Below are 17,825 nucleotides of genomic sequence, written 5' to 3' on the forward strand. Positions count from 1 at the left end.
CGTCCTGCGCGCGCGGGGGGCCGCTCACGTACCCTGGTCGGCATGTCGCTCTACGCCGCGTACGCCACCAACCTCGATGCGCGGCAGATGAGCCGCCGCGCCCCCCACTCGCCGCTCCGCGGCACCGGCTGGCTCGACGGCTGGCGCCTGACCTTCGGCGGGGAGCAGCTGGGCTGGGAGGGGTCGCTGGCGACCGTCGTGGAGGACGGCAAGGAGCAGGTCTTCGTCGCGCTGTACGACGTGGCGCCGATGGACGAGGAGGGGCTGGACCGCTGGGAGGGGGTCCAGCTGGGCCTGTACCGGAAGGTGCGGCTGCGGGCGCACACCCTCGACGGCGAGGTGCCGGTGTGGACGTACGTCCTGGACGACTACGAGGGCGGCCTGCCCTCGGCCCGGTACCTGGGGCTGATCGCGGACGCCGCGGAGTCCGCCGGGGCGCCGTACGACTACGTGATGGACCTGCGCAAGCGCCCCTGCTGAGGGCCCCCGGCGGCACCCGTCCGCCGCTGCCGCCGACGCGGCCGGGGCCCCTGCGGCGGCAAAACCCCCGAGCGGTAACAATCCGGTATGCGTCACCCGATCGGTCTACGCGCGTAGGGGGTTTTCGGGCTACCCTCACGTGCGTGAACGCTTCCCCGCAGTCGGTGGCCCCCGCCGACCCCCACGCCGCCGCCCGCACCGCCGCCGCCCGCCTCCGCGAGCTCACCGGGGCGGAGCGCCACGACGTCGCGCTGGTCATGGGCTCCGGCTGGGTGCCCGCCGCCGACGCGCTCGGCGCACCCGAGCACGAGTTCCCGGTCACCGAGCTGCCCGGATTCCCCGCACCGGCCGTCGCGGGCCACGCGGGCACCGTCCGCTCGCTGCGGATCGGCGCGAAGCGCGCCCTGGTCTTCCTGGGCCGCACGCACTACTACGAGGGCCACGGCGTCGCCGCCGTCGCCCACGGCGTGCGCACCGCGGTCGCGGCCGGCTGCTCCACCGTCGTGCTCACCAACGGCTGCGGCGGCCTGCGGCCGACCTTCAGCCCCGGCCAGCCGGTGCTGATCAGCGACCACATCAACCTCACGGCGACCTCCCCCATCCTCGGCGCCAACTTCGTCGACCTCACCGACCTCTACTCGCCGCGGCTGCGGGCCCTGTGCAAGGAGGTGGACCCCTCCCTGGAGGAGGGCGTCTACGTCCAGTTCCCCGGCCCGCACTACGAGACCCCGGCCGAGATCGGCATGGTCCGGGCCATCGGCGGCGACCTGGTGGGCATGTCCACCACCCTGGAGGCCATCGCCGCCCGCGAGGCCGGCGCCGAGGTGCTCGGCATCTCCCTGGTCACCAACCTCGCCGCCGGCATGACCGGCGAGCCCCTCAACCACGAGGAGGTCCTGGAGGCCGGCCGCTCGTCCGCCTCCCGGATGGGTGCGCTGCTGGCCAAGGTCCTCGAGCGGATCTGATGCCCGCACCGCCGATCGGTGCGAGCTGGTGCCCGGAGGGGGCCCGCGGGGAAGGTGTCCCCCGGGCCCCCTTCCGGCTGCCGCCCCCGTCCCCTCCCTGCTCCCCGTTCCCACCGGCCCACACCACAGGAGTCGAAGCAATGGCGCTCGCACCCGAGAACGACCTGCTCAAGCGGGCCCGCACCTGGCTCGCCGAGGACCCCGACGAGGAGACCCGCGAGGAGCTGCGCGCCCTGCTGGCCGCCGCCGAGGGCGGCGAGCCCTCCGAGCGCGAGTGCCGCGCCTGGTCCGAGCTGGCGTCCCGCTTCTCCGGCACCCTGCAGTTCGGCACCGCGGGCCTGCGCGGCGAACTGGGCGCCGGGCCGATGCGGATGAACCGCGCCGTGGTGATCCGCGCCGCCGCCGGCCTCGCGGCGTACCTGCGGCACGAGGGCCACGGCGGCGGCCTGGTCGTCGTCGGCTACGACGCCCGCCACAAGTCGTACGACTTCGCCCGCGACACCGCCGCCGTCATGGTCGGCGCCGGGCTGCGCGCCGCCCTGCTGCCGCACCCGCTGCCCACCCCCGTGCTGGCCTTCGCGGTCCGGCACCTGGGCGCGGTCGCGGGCGTCACCGTCACCGCCAGCCACAACCCGCCGCGCGACAACGGCTACAAGGTCTACCTCGGCGACGGCGCGCAGATCGTGCCCCCCGCCGACGCCGCCATCGCCGCGAGGATCGACGCCGTCGCCTCCCTGCACCAGGTCGAGCTCGCCGCCGACGGCTGGGAGGTGCTGCCCGCCCACGGCGAGGGCGGCATCGTGGACGCCTACCTGGACCGCGCCGCCGCCGTCACCGACCCGCACACCCCGCGCGACCTGTCGGTGGTCTACACGCCGCTGCACGGCGTGGGCCGCGACGTCCTGCTCGCCGCCTTCGCCCGCGCGGGCTTCGCCGCGCCGACCGTGGTCGCCGAGCAGGCCGAGCCGGACCCGGACTTCCCCACCGTCGCCTTCCCCAACCCGGAGGAGCCGGGCGCGATGGACCTGGCCTTCCGCACGGCCGCCGACGTCCGCCCCGACCTCGTCATCGCCAACGACCCGGACGCCGACCGCTGCGCCGTCGCGGTGCCCGACCCCGGCAGCCCGATGGGCTGGCGGATGCTGCGCGGCGACGAGGTGGGCGCGCTGCTCGCCGCCCACCTGGTGGCCAAGCACGTCGAGGGCACCTTCGCCACCACCGTCGTCTCCTCCTCGCTGCTCTCCCGGATCGCCGCCGCCTCGGACCTCGCGTACGCCGAGACCCTGACCGGCTTCAAGTGGATCTCCCGGGCCCCGGGCCTGCGCTACGGCTACGAGGAGGCGCTGGGCTACTGCGTCGACCCCGAGGGCGTCCGCGACAAGGACGGGATCACCGCAGCCCTGCTGGTCGCCGAGCTGGCCGCCACCCTCAAGGCCTCCGGCCGCACCGTGGCGGACCTGCTGGACGACCTGGCCCTGGAGTACGGCCTGCACGCCACCGACCAGCTCTCGGTGCGGGTGGCCGACCTGTCGCTGATCGCCGACGCCATGCGGCGGCTGCGCGCGCACCCGCCGGCGTCGCTGGCGGGCCTGGTCGTGGAGTCCGCCGACGACCTGGAGGAGGGGTCCGCGGACCTGCCGCCCACGGACGGCCTGCGCTACCGCCTCTCCGGCGCCACCGTCGGGTCGGCGGTCCGCTCGGCCCGGGTCGTGGTGCGGCCCTCCGGGACCGAGCCGAAGCTCAAGTGCTACCTGGAGGCCGTGGTGCCGGTCGGCTCCGCCGCCGGCCTGCCGGCCGCCCGCGCCGCGGCGGCCGAGGTGCTCACCGCGCTGAGGAAGGACGTCGCCGCGGCGGCGGGCATCGACGCGTAGGGGCCCGGGTCCCGGCGCCCCGCCCGGGGGCTCCGGGACCCGGTCCGGACGCGGGGCCGGGGTGCCCCCGGGGACACGGGGTCCCGCGGAGGGCCGGGCCGCGGGCGGCCGGGCCGCGGGTGGCCGGTCGGCCGGTGGCCGGGCCGCGGGTGGCCGGTCAGCCGGTGGCCGGTCAGCCGGTGGCGAGCAGGACGGCGAGGGCGACCAGGCCGGCGGCGGCGGGGGCGATGACCCACCAGCACCAGGCCACGGCCACCTCGCCGGCGGCCTCGGGGCGGGTGCGGTTGCGCTCGGCGGTCTCCCGGAGGATGTCGACGACCTGCTCGGACCAGGCGCGGGCGGGGTCGGGCGCGCCGGGGAGGGCGGCGCGGCCGCCGGGGCGGCCCGGGGCGCGGCCGGCGCGGCCCGCGTACGGGTCCTCGGCGGCGGCGCGGGCCGCGGTCCGGGCGGCGCGCTTGCGCTGGCGCAGGGAGACGGGGACCGCCCAGACCTGGTACGTGCGGCCGCCGGCGAGCAGTTCGACGGAGTAGCCCGACCGGAGGCCCTCGACGGCGGCCCAGGGCGCCCGGACCGTGCGCAGCGGGTTGCGGACCAGCAGGCGCTCCTCGTTCGCGCGGACCACCGGGCGCAGGGTGTAGGCGGTCACCAGGGGGGCGAGGACGAACGCGACGGCCAGGGCGGTCCACGGGGTGCGCCCGGTGCCGTACACGACGGCGTCGGTGATCAGCCAGGCCGAGATGGCCAGCAGCAGCACGCCGGAGACGGCGCCGGGGACGGAGCGGAAGACGCGGTCGGCGTACTCGGGCCCGCCCGAGGGGGCGGCCTTGCCTGCGGGGTCGGTCATGAGTAGGGATTCTGCCTCAGGGATCGTGGGGACGACGTGCGGGTGTGTTGCGGTACGGCATCGGTTGCACCGCACCCCACCGGGATGCTACGCGTGTAGATATGCTGGTGTGGTGACTATGTCCACTGCTGCAGCCAACGCCCCCGGTGCCGTGGGCGGCGGCCTCGCCGACGTCGCCGCGTCCGAGGCCTCCCTGCGCCGCTTCCTGCACGGCCTGCCCGGCGTCGACGCCGTGGGCCTGGAGGCCCGCGCCGCGTCCCTGGGCACCCGCTCGATCAAGACGACGGCCAAGGCCCAGGCCATCGACCTCGCGATCTCGATGATCGACCTGACCACGCTGGAGGGTGCGGACACCGCGGGCAAGGTCCGCTCGCTCTGCACCAAGGCGAAGAGCCCCGACCCGGGCGACCCCTCCTGCCCGCGGGTCGCCGCGGTCTGCGTCTACCCCGACATGGTCGCCACGGCGCGGGCCGCGGTCCAGGGCACCGGGATCAACGTCGCCTCCGTCGCCACCGCCTTCCCCTCGGGCCGGGCCGGCCTGCCGGTGAAGCTGGCCGACACCGCCGAGGCGGTCGCCGCCGGCGCCGACGAGATCGACATGGTGATCGACCGGGGCGCCTTCCTCTCCGGCCGGTACCTGCGGGTCTTCGAGGAGATCGCCGCCGTGAAGGAGGCCTGCCGCCGCACGGACGGCCCCGACGCCCACCTCAAGGTGATCTTCGAGACCGGCGAGCTGCAGACCTACGACAACGTCCGCCGCGCCTCCTGGCTGGCGATGCTGGCCGGCGCCGACTTCATCAAGACCTCGACCGGCAAGGTGGCCGTCAACGCCACCCCGCCGGTGACGCTGCTGATGCTGGAGGCGGTCCGCGACTTCCGCGCCGCCACCGGCACGCAGGTCGGCGTGAAGCCGGCCGGCGGCATCCGCACCACCAAGGACGCCATGAAGTACCTGGTCATGGTGAACGAGACGCTCGGCGACGGCTGGCTCTCCCCGGACTGGTTCCGCTTCGGCGCCTCCAGCCTCCTCAACGACCTGCTGATGCAGCGTCAGAAGCTGACCACCGGCCGGTACTCCGGTCCCGACTACGTGACGGTGGACTGAGCCCGATGGCCAACCCCCAGAAGAACAGCGACCAGAAGAACAAGAAGGCCGCCCCGGCCGAGGCCCCGGCGGCTCCGGCCACCCCGGCCGCCCCGGCCGCCCCGGCGGCGGACGGCGGCTTCCCCGGGAAGCTCTTCTCCTACGCCCCCGCCCCCGAGTCCCCCGCCGCCGCGGGGGAGATCGCCTCCTCCTACGGGCACTTCATCGGCGGCGAGTTCACCGAGAGCGCGGGCCGCGAGGCGCTGAAGACGGTGAACCCGGCGACCGAGGAGGTGCTCGCCGAGTTCGCGCAGGGCACCGAGGAGGACGTCGACCGCGCGGTGCGGGCCGCCCGCGACGCCTTCCCCGCCTGGTCCGCGCTGCCCGGCGCCGAGCGCGCCAAGTACCTCTTCCGGATCGCCCGGATCGTCCAGGAGCGCAGCCGCGAGCTGGCCGTGCTGGAGTCGATCGACAACGGCAAGCCCATCCGCGAGACCCGCGACGTGGACCTGCCGCTGGTCGCCGCGCACTTCTTCTACTACGCCGGCTGGGCCGACAAGCTGGAGCACGCCGGGTTCGGCCGGAGGACGACGGACGGCACGAGCGGCCCGGCCCCCAGGCCGCTGGGCGTGGCCGCGCAGGTCATCCCGTGGAACTTCCCGCTGCTGATGCTGGCGTGGAAGATCGCCCCGGCGCTGGCCACCGGCAACACCGTCGTCCTCAAGCCCGCCGAGACCACCCCGCTGACCGCGCTGCGGTTCGCGGAGATCGTCCGCCAGGCCGGGCTGCCGGCGGGCGTCGTCAACATCGTCACCGGCGACGGCCGCACCGGCGCCGCCCTGACCGCCCACCCGGACGTCGCCAAGGTCGCCTTCACCGGCTCCACCGAGGTCGGCCGCTCCATCGCCCGGGGCCTCGCGGGCACCCGGAAGAAGCTGTCGCTGGAGCTGGGCGGCAAGGCCGCCAACATCGTCTTCGACGACGCCCCGGTCGACCAGGCCGTCGAGGGCATCGTCGACGGCATCTTCTTCAACCAGGGCCACGTCTGCTGCGCGGGCTCCCGCCTGCTGGTGCAGGAGTCGGTCCACGACGAGGTGCTGGACGCGCTCAAGCGGCGCATGTCGACGCTGCGCGTCGGCGACCCGCTGGACAAGAACACCGACGTCGGCGCGATCAACTCCGCCGCCCAGCTGGCCCGCATCCGCGAGCTGTCCGCGGCCGGCGAGGCCGAGGGCGCCGAGCGCTGGTCCCCGGCGTGCGAGCTGCCCTCGAGCGGCTTCTGGTTCGCCCCGACCGTCTTCACCGGCGTGGGCCAGGCCCACCGGATCGCCCGCGAGGAGGTCTTCGGCCCGGTGCTGTCGGTGCTGACCTTCCGCACCCCGGCCGAGGCCGTGGAGAAGGCCAACAACACCCCCTACGGCCTCTCCGCCGGCGTCTGGACGGAGAAGGGCTCCCGCATCCTGTGGATGGCGAGCCGCCTGCGCGCGGGCGTGGTGTGGTCCAACACCTTCAACAAGTTCGACCCGACCTCGCCCTTCGGCGGCTACAAGGAGTCGGGCTACGGCCGCGAGGGCGGCCGCCACGGCCTGGAGGCGTACCTCGATGTCTGACCCCGTGATGTCCGGCGCTGCGGCGCGGCTCGACGTCTTCAAGACCTACAAGCTCTTCGTGGGCGGGAAGTTCCCCCGCTCCGAGAGCGGACGGGTGTACGAGGTGACCGACAGCAAGGGCGGGTGGCTCGCCAACGCGCCGCTCGGCACCCGCAAGGACGTCCGCGACGCGGTGGCCGCCGCCCGCAAGGCCTTCCCCGGCTGGTCGGGCGCCACCGCCTACAACCGCGGCCAGATCCTGTACCGGGCCGCCGAGATGCTGCAGGGCCGCCGCGAGCAGTTCGCCGCCGAGGTGGCGGCGGGCGAGGGCACCGGCGCCGAGCGGGCCGCCGCCCTGGTGGACGCCGCCGTCGACCGCCTGGTCTGGTACGCGGGCTGGACCGACAAGGTCGCCCAGGTCGCGGGCGCCGCCAACCCGGTGGCCGGGCCGTACTTCAACCTGTCCACGCCCGAGCCGTCCGGCGTGGTCGGCGTCGTCGCCCCGCAGGCCGGGCCCGGCCACTCGCTGCTCGGCCTGGTCTCCGTGGTCGCCCCGGCGGTCGCGGCGGGCAACACCGTCGTGGTGGTCGCCTCGGAGGCCGCGCCGCTCCCCGCCCTCTCCCTGGGCGAGGTGCTGGCCACCTCCGACCTGCCCGGCGGCGTCGTCAACATCGTCTCCGGCCGGGTGCGGGACACCGCCCCGACGCTCGCCTCCCACCAGGACGTCAACGGCCTGGACCTGGCGGGCGCGGACGCCGGGGGCCCCGGCTCGGCAGCCGCCCTGGAGGCCGCCGCCGCGGACACCCTCAAGCGGGTGCTGCGCCCGGCGCCCGAGCCGGCCGCCGAGGACTGGACCGCCGACCCCGGCACCGGCCGCCTGCTGGCCTTCCTGGAGACCAAGACGGTCTGGCACCCCATGGGGATCTGACCCCTCCCCCGCCGCCCGACGGGCGCGCCCCGGCCCTCCGCCGGTGCGCGCCCGTCGGCGTCCCCGCGACCGGGGCCGCCCCGGCCCGGAGCACGGGTGCGGCACGCCGGGCTGCGCCGCCGGGCGCGACCCGCGGCCGCGCAGGACGGACCCCGCGGCCGCGGCTGTCGCCCCGCCCGAGGACCACCGCCGTCCACCCGAACCGCGGACGGCTTCGAGGGACTTGAGAGCGCCGTCACTGTCAGGGGGGTGTGAGGGGCGCACCCTCATGCGTCAGACTGGTGTCCCGTGAGCGACTCCCCCGTGAACCCCGTGCCGATCCTCCCTGCCCGCGTCGTGCTGCTGTCCGGGCCCTCCGGATCGGGGAAGTCGTCACTGGCCGAGCGGATCGGACTGCCGGTCCTCCAGCTCGACGACTTCTACAAGGACGGGGACGACCCCACGCTGCCGCTGCTGCCGGACGGCAGCGGCGCGGTGGACTGGGACTCCCCGCTCTCCTGGCACGCCGAGGACGCGATGGCCGCGATCCGGCTCCTCGCGGAGACCGGGCGGGCCGAGGTGCCGGTGTACTCCATCCCCGACAACGGCCGGACCGGCACCCGGGTGCTGGAGCTGGCCGGCGCCGCCGCGTTCGTGGCGGAGGGGATCTTCGCCGCGGAGATCGCGGCGCGGTGCGCGGCCGAGGGCCTGCTCGGCGACGCGATCTGCCTGCGGAACCGGCCGCTGACCACCGCCTGGCGCCGCTTCCGCCGCGACGTGCGGGAGGGCCGCAAGTCGGTGCCGTTCCTGCTCCGGCGCGGCTGGCGGCTGATGCGGGCCGAGCGCGGGATCGTGGCCCGGCAGGAGGCGCTGGGCGCGTACACGTGCGCGGGGGCGGAGGCGCTGCGCCGGGTGCAGGCGGTGGCCGAGGTCCGGGAGCCGGCGGCGGTCTGACCCGCCGGGGCCCCGCGGCCCCGCACGCGCATCCCCGCCCGCACCCGGCGCCGCACCCGCACCCGGCGCCGTGGCGGCGGTGCGCGGGCAGGGCGGGGACGGCCGCGGCCGTCGGCCCGGGGCACGGGAAGGGGCCCGGCGCCTCTCCCCCGGCGCCGGGCCCCTCCTGCGGTCCTCCCCCGTCGGCGACGGCTCCCCCGAGCCGGCACCGGAGTCCCGCTGCCCCCTCCCGTTCCCCCGTTCCCCCTCCGTCCCGGCCGGTCCCCCCGGACCGTCCGGGCCCCTCCCGTCCCACCCGACGGAAGTCCTCGCGGGCGCCCTCGCGGACGCCGCGCACCCTGCCTCAGGCGACCAGCTCGCCGAAGGCCCGGGCGAGGTCGCCGCCCCGGTTGAGGGTGTCGTCCTCGCGCAGCCGGCGCAGGGCGCGCCAGATGCTGCTCTTGACGGTGCCGACGCTGATGCCGAGCACGTCGGCGATCTCCGGGTCGGTCCGGCCCTCGTAGTAGCGCAGCACCAGCATGGTGCGCTGCTGCTCGGGCAGCTTGGCGAGCGCCTGCCACAGCACGGCCCGCAGCTCGGTCCCGCCCATGGCGTCGGTGTCGCCGGCCGCCTCGGGCATCTCCTCGGTCGGGTACTCGTTGACCTTGCGGCGGCGCCAGGCGGAGATGTGCAGGTTGGTCATGGTGCGGCGCAGGTAGCCGCCGACGGCCGCCTTGTCGGAGATCCGGCCCCAGGCCCGGTAGGTGCTGAAGAGCGCGGTCTGCAGCAGGTCCTCGGCCTCGTGGCGGTCGCCGGTGAGGTGGTAGGCCGTGGCGTACAGGGAGGCGCGCCGCTCGCGGACGTACGCGGTGAAGTCCTCGGTGTGGTCCACCTCGGGCTCCGCCGCGGGCGCGAACGCCCCCTGTGCGCCTCCCCGTGCGCCCCGCCCGGCCCGGTCCAGGTACTGGACCTGGCCGCCGGCACCCCCCGGGAGGTCGGCCGCCGCGGGGAGGACCCCCCGCAGCGCCACGGCGCCCGTACCGCCGCCGGTCCCGTCGGCGGCGGGCTGCCGCCGTCCGGTCCCGAACAGCCGGTCCCCCGCGGCCTGGTGGACGCACCCCCGCACGCCCACCGCACCGGCGGCCTCGTCGGCCCGGACGGGCCGGCGGCCGGACGAGGGGCGCACGGACCGGACAGGCGAAGCGGTCCTGGTCTGAAGCGTTGCGTTCATCGTGCGCCCCCGTGTCGGTACGAGCGGATGGTTCCGGTGCCCCGGGTCCGATCCGGCCCCCGTCTCCCCTCGGGTGCGGCCGGAGGTCCTTGCGGGCCCCTTCTCCGTGACAACGAAAAGCTTGCCCGCGGCGCGTCATGGCGCTGTCCGCCGACTGTCACAGGGCTGTCACAGGGGCGGAGGGCCGGTCGCCGGGCAGGCGGGCGCCCGGCACGGCGGCTGCTGCGGCCGCGCCCTCCGGCACCTTCCACGCACGCACGGGCCCCCGCGGTTCCGCAGGGCGGCCTCCCGTCGGACGGCGGGGGGCGAACGCCGCAAACCGGGGCACGGTGCGCGCGTCGCGGACGGAACCGGGCGGGGCGGGTGAACCGGCGGGCCGGAGTGGGTCAGAATGTGCCCGTGCCGTTCCTACTGCTCATCGAGGACGACGACGCGATCCGCACCGGCCTCGAACTCGCCCTGACCCGCCAGGGCCACCGTGTGATGGCCGCCGCCTCGGGCGAGGACGGCCTGAAGCTGTTCAAGGAGCAGCGTCCGGACCTGATCGTCCTGGACGTGATGCTGCCCGGGATCGACGGCTTCGAGGTCTGCCGGCGCATCCGCCGCTCCGACCAGTTGCCGATCATCCTGCTGACCGCCCGCAGCGACGACATCGACGTGGTGGTCGGCCTGGAGTCCGGCGCCGACGACTACGTCGTCAAACCGGTGCAGCCGCGGGTGCTCGACGCCCGCATCCGGGCCGTGCTCCGCCGCGGCGAGCGCGAGAGCTCCGACTCGGCCGCGTACGGGTCGGTGGTGATCGACCGGGCGGCCATGACGGTCACCAAGAACGGCGAGGACCTGCAGCTCACCCCGACCGAGCTGCGGCTGCTGCTGGAGCTCAGCCGCCGCCCGGGCCAGGCCCTCTCCCGCCAGCAGCTGCTGCGGCTGGTGTGGGAGCACGACTACCTGGGCGACTCCCGGCTGGTGGACGCCTGCGTGCAGCGGCTGCGGGCGAAGGTGGAGGATGTACCGTCGTCGCCGACGCTGATCCGGACCGTGCGCGGGGTCGGATACCGGCTCGACCCCCCCTCGTAGCAGCGTCCCGCCCCCTCCGGGCGGCGGGACCGGACCCCACGGAATGCGGACGTGACGGACTATCAGGAGACCGCCCCGCCGCGCGGCGTGGCGGAAGGCGAGCGGCCGGGCCGCCGGATGCGGCTGACGTCGCTGCGGATACGGCTGATCGCGGTGTTCGCCCTGGTCGCGCTGACCGCGGCGGTGTCGGCGTCGGGGATCGCGTACTGGCTGAACCGGGACGCCGTCCTCAAGCGGGCCCAGGACAGCGCCCTCAACGACTTCCGCGACTCCCTCACCCGCAACGTCTCGGAGATGCCGCTCGCGCCGGACTGCCGGGACCTGCAGGCCCTGGCCCGGGTGGTGGCCAGCCCGCCGCCCGGCCTGAACTACCAGGTCGTGGTGGTCGACGCCGCCCACCCCGACTGCACGGCCTCGTCCCTGCCCGAGCAGTTCACCCTGGCCCGCGTCCCGGCCGCGCTGCGGGCCGCGGTGCCGGTCGCACGCCCCCTGGGGGACGGCAACAGCTACCGCTACCACCTGTACTGGCAGCGGGTGGTCCTGGACGGCGAGCCGTTCCTGGTCGGCGGCACCCGCATTGTGCCGACCGGGCCCACGGCGTACATGTTCAAGTCGCTGGGCGACGAGCGGGCCGACCTCGACACGCTCGCCTGGTCGCTGGGCATCGCCGCCCTGCTCGCCCTCGTGGGCTCGGCGCTGCTGGCGCAGGCCGCCTCCGCCACCGTGCTGCGGCCGGTGCAGCGGCTCGGCGAGGCGGCGCGCCGGCTGGGCGAGGGCCGCTGGGACACCCGGCTGGAGGTCCGCGGCGCCGACGAGCTGGCCGACGTGGCGCGGACCTTCAACAGCACCGCCGAGGCGCTGGCCGCCCAGGTCGAGGAGCTGAGCGCGCGGGAGGCGGCGAGCCGCCGGTTCGTCGCCGACATGTCGCACGAGCTGCGCACCCCGCTGACCGCGATGACCGCCGTGACGGACATCCTGGAGGACGAGGCCGACGCGCTCGACCCGATGATCGAGCCCGCCGTGCGGCTGGTCGTCAGCGAGACGCGCAGGCTCTCCGACCTGGTGGAGAACCTCATGGAGGTCACCCGGTTCGACGCCGGGACGGCGAAGCTGGTCGCGGACGAGGTGGACATCGCCGACCTGATCATGTCCTGCATCGACGGGCGGGCCTGGTTCGACGCGGTGGAGCTGGACGCCCCGCGCGGCATGGTCGCCCGGGTCGACCCGCGGCGGCTGGACGTGGTCTTCGCCAACCTGATCGGCAACGCCCTCAAGCACGGCGGCTCGCCGGTCGTGGTGCGGGTGCGCACCGAGCCGCGCCCCGCGCACGTGCGGACCGCGGAGGGACGGGCCGTGCTCCCGCCGGAGGAGCAGGTCGTCGTCGAGGTCCGGGACAGCGGGCCCGGCATCCCCGAGGACGTGCTGCCGCACGTATTCGACCGGTTCTACAAGGCCGACAAGGGCCGGGCGCGGTCCGAGGGCAGCGGGCTCGGCCTCTCCATCGCGATGGAGAACGCCCGCATCCACGGCGGTACCATCACCGCCGCGAACGCCCCCGCCAAGCCCGACGGCTCGCCGGGCGGGGCGGTGTTCACCCTGGTCCTGCCGAAGGAGCCCTCCGGCGGGCCGGACGGCGGACCGGCCGACGCGGACCCGCCGGGCGGGAGCGGCGGGCGCGGGAGCGCCGGGGGCGTCGGGGGCGCCGCAGGCGGTGCGGGTGTGCAGGACGGGAGCGCGGGCGAGGGCGCGGGCGCGGGAAGGGGACAGCGGTGAGCGGTGGGGTGCGGAGCGCCTGCAGGGGCGCGGCGGTGGTCGTGCTGCTGGGCGCCTCGGTGGCCGCGTGCGGCATCCGGCCCACGGCCGTGCCCGTGGACGCGGGCGCCCCGGCGAGCCGCACCGCGTGTCCGACGGCGCCAGCCGACGTCACCGCGGCCCCGAGCGGGACCGCCGTGGCGGGCGCCCTGGCCGCGCCCTTCGCCGCCAAGCAGCCGACGGCGGCCGGCTCCCCCACGGCCTTCGGCCCCGCCGCGCCGCCGACGGCCCGCCCCTCGGCGACCCCCGGCTGCCTGCGGGACGCCCGCCCCTGACACCGGCGGGGCCGCCACCGGACGGCCCCGGCCGGTCCGGCGCCGTCCGCCGGGTGCGCGGAACGGACCGTTCCCGCGCGGAACCGCCCGGTCCGTCCCGCGCGTCCTTCCGCACGTGCAGCGAGGAGGCACCGGCGTACGGGCCGGGGACGGCCGGCAGCCCGGACAGGGACGGCGGAGGGCCGCACCGGCGGTCTGGGCGTCGCCGCGGCCGCCCGCGACCCCGGCGCTCCGCACCGCCGGCCTGGTGCTGCTCGGCGTCCACCTGGCGGTCGTGGCCTGGTTCGCCCTCCGCCCGGTGCCCGTCGCCTGGGTGTACGACGCCAACCTGCGGCCCTTCGCCTCCATCGGCCGCGACCTGTCCGCGGGCACGGCGGAGAGCTACCGCCGCCTCGCCCTGGGCGTGCTGACCACGGCGCCGCTCGGGGTGCTGCTGCCGCTCGCCGACGGCAGGACGGGCGTGCGCTGGCTGCCGTCGCTGCTGCGGACCCTGGCCGCGGCGGGCCTGATCCGCACCGGGCTGGAGTTCCTGCAGACGTGCGTGCCCGGGCACGTCCTCGACGTGGACGACGTGCTGCTGGGCCTGTTCGGCGTGGCCGCGGCCCACTTGGCCGTGGTGCCCGCGGCACGGGCCCGGCTGCGCCGCCGCGGCGGGCGGCCGGGCCCGTCGGAGGCGGACGCCCCGGGGGACGCGGCGGGCGGACCCGGGGGTGCGGCGGGCGGACCCGGGGGTGCGGCGGCCGCCCCGGCGGGCGGCCTGCTCCCGCGCCGCCGGCGCCCGGTGCAGGACGCGGCCGCCGCCCCGGCACCGTACGAGGTGGCGCAGGCCCCCGGCCCGTCCTGAGCGCTCCCGGACGGGCGGACCGGCGGCCCGCGCACGGCCGGCCGGGGCGGGAGCGGCCCGGGCGGGTACGGCCGGGGCCGGTGCGGCCCGGGCGGGTACGGCAGGGGTCAGGGCGGGTGCGGCCAGGGCGGGTGCGGCCGGGACGGGACCGGCCCGGACCGGCCCGGACCGGCGGGCGACCCCGAGAGGGCCCCTGACGGCCCCCCGGGAACGGGACCGGCGCGACCCCGGGGGATCCGGGGGTCGCGGATCGGCGCGCGGACCGATGCCGGACGTGCCGCCGCGGCGGAGGATCGAGGCGGACGGCAGGCCCGGAGAGGCCGGCCGGAACGCAGGAGGAGATCCCCATGACCACGCTCGCCCGCCCCCGCCACCACCGCGTCGTCGCCGGCGTCTGCGCCGGACTCGCGGAGCGCTTCGGCCTGAACCCGTGGACGGTGCGGGTGGTCTTCCTGGCCTCCTGCCTGCTGCCGGGTCCCCAGTTCCTGCTCTACCTGGCCCTGTGGCTGCTGCTCCCCCAGGAGCCGTGACCGGCCGGCGGCGCCCCGGGCGCAGGGCCGGGCTCCGGGGGCCCGCCCCCGGACGGCACGGAGGCCCGCCCCCCGGGACGGCAGGTTCCGGGGGGCGGGCCTCCGCCGCGCGCGGAGCGCGGTCAGCCGCCGAGCATGCCGCCCAGGCCGCCGAAGCCGCCGAGGCCGCCGCCGTTCGCCCCTCCGGCGCCCGTGCCGTTGCCGCCGAAGCCGTTGCCGAAGCCGTTCCCGGCCCCGCCGTTGCCGCCGAGGCCGCCGCCGAGCCCCCCGCCGCCCAGGGCGCCCAGGACCTGGCCCACCGGGCCGCCGACCGAGTTGCCGCGGGCACCGGGGGTCACGGAGACGCCACCGGCCCGGTGCTGCCGGGGCCGGTTCTGCTCGGCCAGGTGCCCGGCGGCCTCGGCGGCGCCGGCCAGGGTCGGCTGGAGCGTCTGGAGGCCCTCCGAGGCGATGCGGGCCCCGGTGCCGGGGTTGAGGTCGCCCAGGGTGCTGCCGACGGTCCCGGCGAGGGGCAGCTGTCCGAGGGTACCGGTGACGGGGCTGCCGGCGAGGGCGCTCCCGGCGGGGAGCGGCAGGGCGCCGGCCTGCGCGGCCGGGGCTGCGGCGGCGGTGCCCGCGGCTCCCGCCGCGAGGGCGGCTCCGAGCACGGCGGTGCCTGCGGTCCTGAGGGCGGCCTTCTTCATGGGGTTCCTCGCGGTGCTGGTGGCGTGCGGCGCCGGGGGGTGCGCCCTGCTACGCCTCGTGTGCTGTGGAGCACCCACCGTAGTGACGCCGGTCGCCGCCGGACAAACGACGTCCCCCGCACGGCGCAACGCGCGCCGGACGGGGGACGGGAGCCGGACGGGCTCCGGAGGGGGCGGACGGCGGGGCCGCGCCGGGCGCGGCGCGCGGTCACACCCGCTCGGCACCGCCGAAGAGCCACTCCGCCTTCAGCTCCGCGTAGCCGGGCTTGATCACGTCGTTGATCATGGCCAGGCGCTCGTCGAACGGCAGGAACGCGGACTTCATCGCGTTGACGGTGAACCACTGCAGGTCGTCCAGGGTGTAGCCGAAGGCGTCCACCAGGTGCTGGAACTCGCGGCTCATGCTGGTCCCGCTCATCAGCCGGTTGTCGGTGTTGACCGTGACCCGGAAGTGCAGGCGGCGCAGCAGGCCGATGGGGTGCTCCGCGTACGAGGAGGCGGCGCCGGTCTGCAGGTTGGAGGTGGGGCACATCTCCAGCGGGACGCGCCGGTCCCGCACGTACGCCGCCAGCCGGCCCAGCCGCACCTCGCCGGCGGGGCCGGTCGTGATGTCGTCGATGATGCGGACGCCGTGGCCGAGGCGGTCGGCGCCGCACCACTGGAGCGCCTGCCAGATGGAGGGCAGGCCGAAGGCCTCCCCGGCGTGGATGGTGAAGTGGTTGCTCTCCCGCTTGAGGTACTCGAACGCGTCGAGGTGCCGGGTGGGCGGGTGGCCCGCCTCGGCGCCGGCGATGTCGAAGCCGGCCACGCCGCGGTCGCGGTAGGCGTTGGCGAGCTCGGCGATCTCCAGCGAGCGGGCGGCGTGGCGCATGGCGGTGAGCAGCGCGCCGACCCGGATGCGGTGCCCGTTCTCGCGGGCGCGGCGCTCGCCCAGCCGGAAGCCCTCGTTGACGGCCTCGACGACCTCCTCCAGGGTGAGCCCGGCCTCCAGGTGCTGCTCGGGGGCGTAGCGCACCTCGGCGTAGACGACGCCGTCGGCGGCGAGGTCCTCGGCGCAGTCGGCGGCGACCCGGACCAGCGCCTCACGGGTCTGCATCACGGCGCAGGTGTGGGCGAAGGTCTCCAGGTAGCGCTCCAGGGAGCCGGAGTCGGCGGCCTCCCGGAACCACAGGCCGAGCTTGTCGGGGTCGGTGGTGGGCAGGCCCTCGTAGCCGCACGCGGCGGCGAGCTCCACGATGGTCCGCGGGCGCAGGCCGCCGTCGAGGTGGTCGTGGAGCAGCACCTTGGGGGCGCGGCGGATCTGGTCCGCGGTGGGGGTGTGCGGGGCCGTGCCCGCGCCGGTGGCGATCGTGTTCTCCATTGGCCAACGATACCGCCTACGCGCGTAGAAGTGGCGTTTCGAGTCGGTATCGTTCTCCGGAACACCCGGCGTCCGCCGGGCGGCACCGGCCTCCGCCGCCACCGGCCCCGGACGGACCGCTCCCGCCGCCGGGCGGGGGCCGGAACGCCGCCCGCCCCTCCGGACGGCGGGCCCCCTCCGCAGGGCGACACGAACCCCGGCCCGGAGGACGGCACGCTCACCGGCACCGGCACCGGCAGCGGCATCGGCACGCGCGGGCCGGGAACGGCGGCAGGCCCTTCCTCCGCACCGTGGAAGGTGCGATGGGGCGCCCCCGGCCCGCGCCGCCCCCCCTCAGTCGTGGTCGAGCAGCCGTCCGCGCCGCGACAGGACGAAGTCGCGGAACTCGGCCACCGGCCGCGTCGCCGGGCGGCCCGCCACCCAGGCCAGCCCGATGGCGCGGCGGGTGCGGGGCGCGGTGACGTCCAGCTCCACCACCCCGGGCCGCGGCACCAACGCCGGGGGCAGCAGCGCCACGCCGAGCCCCGCCGCGACCAGGCCGCGCAGCGTCTCCGCGTCCTCCCCCTCGAAGGCCACCCGGGGAGCGAACCCGGCCTCCTCGCAGAAGCCCTCCAGGAGCACCCGCAGCCCGTACCCGCGCTCCACCGCGACGAACGGCTCGTCCGCCACCTCGGCGAGCCGGACGCGGCGGCGCCCGGCCAGCCGGTGGTCGGCCGGGACGGCCAGGTGGAGGCGCTGCTCGTCCAGCGGGCGGGCCACCAGGTCGGGCGCGTCCGGCAGCGGCGAGACCAGGCACAGGTCCAGCTCGCCGGAGCGCAGCCGCCCCAGCATGGCGGCGACGTAGTCCTGCACGAGCTGGAACCGCACCCGGGGGTGGTCGGCGCGGAAGCCGCGCAGCAGCGCCGGCACCGCGTCCGTCCCCATGGTGTGGAGGAAGCCGAACACGACCCGCCCGGCCTCCGGGTCCGCCTCCGCCCGCGCCGCCTCCGCGCCCCGCTCCAGCTCGGCCAGCGCCCGCTCGACCGAGCCCAGCAGCACCCGGCCCGCCCGGGTGAGCCGCACCGTGCGCCCCTGCCGGGCGAGCAGCGCCACCCCCAGCTCCTCCTCCAGCCGCGCCACCGTGCGGCTGAGGGTCGGCTGCGGCACGGCCAGCAGCTGCGCGGCCCGGGTCACGTGCTCCAGCCGGGCCACCGCGGCGAACCGGGCGAGCCGGGGCGCCAGCAGTCCCGCGGGACCGTCCGGTCCCAGCTCGGCGAGCATCCCGGGAAGGTCCTGCGGCTCCTGCCTCGTCCCATACGCCACGGCATCGATTCTGCCCGCCGCATGCATTGGACGCATCG

The 17,825-nt window shown here is 76.8% G+C and carries 17 protein-coding genes; 12 read left to right on the forward strand and 5 right to left on the reverse strand.

Annotated features, from left to right (window positions below):
- The first annotated feature begins 42 nt into the window (after positions 1-42).
- From LO771_RS05260 to LO771_RS05270, 3 genes are all read left to right on the forward strand, one after another.
- Positions 43-480: a gamma-glutamylcyclotransferase gene (locus LO771_RS05260; protein WP_230648503.1), complete on the forward strand. Its 438-nt coding sequence runs from the start codon at positions 43-45 to the stop codon at positions 478-480.
- A 143-nt stretch (positions 481-623) separates the two neighbouring features.
- Positions 624-1,445, forward strand: coding sequence for a purine-nucleoside phosphorylase (locus LO771_RS05265; RefSeq protein ID WP_230648505.1), 822 nt, complete (start codon positions 624-626; stop codon positions 1,443-1,445).
- A gap of 140 nt (positions 1,446-1,585) precedes the next feature.
- Positions 1,586-3,316, forward strand: a complete 1,731-nt coding sequence (locus LO771_RS05270; RefSeq protein WP_230648507.1) for a phospho-sugar mutase — start codon at positions 1,586-1,588, stop codon at positions 3,314-3,316.
- A gap of 172 nt (positions 3,317-3,488) precedes the next feature.
- Here LO771_RS05270 and LO771_RS05275 read toward each other — a convergent pair whose 3' ends face one another.
- Positions 3,489-4,160, reverse strand: coding sequence for a PH domain-containing protein (locus tag LO771_RS05275; RefSeq protein ID WP_230648509.1), 672 nt, complete (start codon positions 4,158-4,160; stop codon positions 3,489-3,491).
- Positions 4,161-4,278: 118 nt separating this feature from the next.
- Here LO771_RS05275 and deoC point away from each other — a divergent pair, with 118 nt between their 5' ends.
- The 4 genes from deoC to LO771_RS05295 all read left to right on the forward strand — a co-directional run bounded on the left by deoC (position 4,279) and on the right by LO771_RS05295 (position 8,694).
- Positions 4,279-5,265 carry a deoxyribose-phosphate aldolase gene (gene deoC / locus LO771_RS05280; RefSeq protein WP_230648511.1) on the forward strand — a complete coding sequence of 329 codons (987 nt, stop codon included), beginning with the start codon at positions 4,279-4,281 and terminating at the stop codon, positions 5,263-5,265.
- Positions 5,266-5,270: 5 nt separating this feature from the next.
- On the forward strand, positions 5,271-6,854 hold the full coding sequence (locus LO771_RS05285) for an aldehyde dehydrogenase family protein (RefSeq protein ID WP_230648513.1): 1,584 nt from the start codon (positions 5,271-5,273) through the stop codon (positions 6,852-6,854).
- The gene (locus LO771_RS05290) at positions 6,847-7,761 is read left to right on the forward strand and encodes an aldehyde dehydrogenase family protein (protein WP_230648515.1); all 915 of its coding nucleotides are present in this window, start codon (positions 6,847-6,849) and stop codon (positions 7,759-7,761) included. The genes LO771_RS05285 and LO771_RS05290 overlap by 8 nt, the downstream gene beginning before the upstream one ends.
- A gap of 288 nt (positions 7,762-8,049) precedes the next feature.
- Complete coding sequence (locus LO771_RS05295) at positions 8,050-8,694, forward strand: ATP-binding protein (protein ID WP_230648518.1); 645 nt, start codon at positions 8,050-8,052, stop codon at positions 8,692-8,694.
- Positions 8,695-9,037: 343 nt separating this feature from the next.
- Here LO771_RS05295 and LO771_RS05300 read toward each other — a convergent pair whose 3' ends face one another.
- Positions 9,038-9,904: a SigE family RNA polymerase sigma factor gene (locus LO771_RS05300; RefSeq protein ID WP_230648520.1), complete on the reverse strand. Its 867-nt coding sequence runs from the start codon at positions 9,902-9,904 to the stop codon at positions 9,038-9,040.
- Between the two features lie 399 nt (positions 9,905-10,303).
- Here LO771_RS05300 and LO771_RS05305 point away from each other — a divergent pair, with 399 nt between their 5' ends.
- The 5 genes from LO771_RS05305 to LO771_RS05325 all read left to right on the forward strand — a co-directional run bounded on the left by LO771_RS05305 (position 10,304) and on the right by LO771_RS05325 (position 14,442).
- Complete coding sequence (locus tag LO771_RS05305) at positions 10,304-10,981, forward strand: response regulator transcription factor (protein WP_111491002.1); 678 nt, start codon at positions 10,304-10,306, stop codon at positions 10,979-10,981.
- A gap of 117 nt (positions 10,982-11,098) precedes the next feature.
- A complete protein-coding gene (locus LO771_RS05310; RefSeq protein ID WP_230649061.1) occupies positions 11,099-12,754 on the forward strand; it encodes a HAMP domain-containing sensor histidine kinase in 1,656 nt (551 codons plus the stop codon).
- Positions 12,751-13,068 (forward strand): hypothetical protein, encoded by a 318-nt coding sequence (locus LO771_RS05315; protein WP_230648522.1) that lies wholly within the window; start codon positions 12,751-12,753, stop codon positions 13,066-13,068. Before LO771_RS05310 ends, LO771_RS05315 begins: the two co-directional genes overlap by 4 nt.
- A 115-nt stretch (positions 13,069-13,183) precedes the next feature.
- Positions 13,184-13,912 (forward strand): VanZ family protein, encoded by a 729-nt coding sequence (locus LO771_RS05320; protein ID WP_308188841.1) that lies wholly within the window; start codon positions 13,184-13,186, stop codon positions 13,910-13,912.
- Between the two features lie 347 nt (positions 13,913-14,259).
- The gene (locus tag LO771_RS05325) at positions 14,260-14,442 is read left to right on the forward strand and encodes a PspC domain-containing protein (protein WP_230648524.1); all 183 of its coding nucleotides are present in this window, start codon (positions 14,260-14,262) and stop codon (positions 14,440-14,442) included.
- A 122-nt stretch (positions 14,443-14,564) separates the two neighbouring features.
- On the opposite strand, the gene LO771_RS05330 is transcribed toward LO771_RS05325, so the two are convergent.
- The 3 genes from LO771_RS05330 to LO771_RS05340 form a co-directional block, all read right to left on the reverse strand.
- Complete coding sequence (locus LO771_RS05330) at positions 14,565-15,125, reverse strand: hypothetical protein (protein WP_230648526.1); 561 nt, start codon at positions 15,123-15,125, stop codon at positions 14,565-14,567.
- Positions 15,126-15,333: 208 nt separating this feature from the next.
- Positions 15,334-16,485, reverse strand: a complete 1,152-nt coding sequence (locus tag LO771_RS05335; protein WP_230648528.1) for an adenosine deaminase — start codon at positions 16,483-16,485, stop codon at positions 15,334-15,336.
- 333 nt (positions 16,486-16,818) lie between these two features.
- Entirely contained in the window at positions 16,819-17,745 is a 927-nt protein-coding gene (locus LO771_RS05340; protein WP_230649063.1) for a LysR family transcriptional regulator, read from the reverse strand.
- Positions 17,746-17,825 lie beyond the last annotated feature (80 nt).

It is taken from the genome of Streptacidiphilus sp. ASG 303 (genome assembly GCF_020991365.1).
In the GTDB taxonomy this organism is placed as follows: Bacteria; Actinomycetota; Actinomycetes; order Streptomycetales; family Streptomycetaceae; genus Peterkaempfera.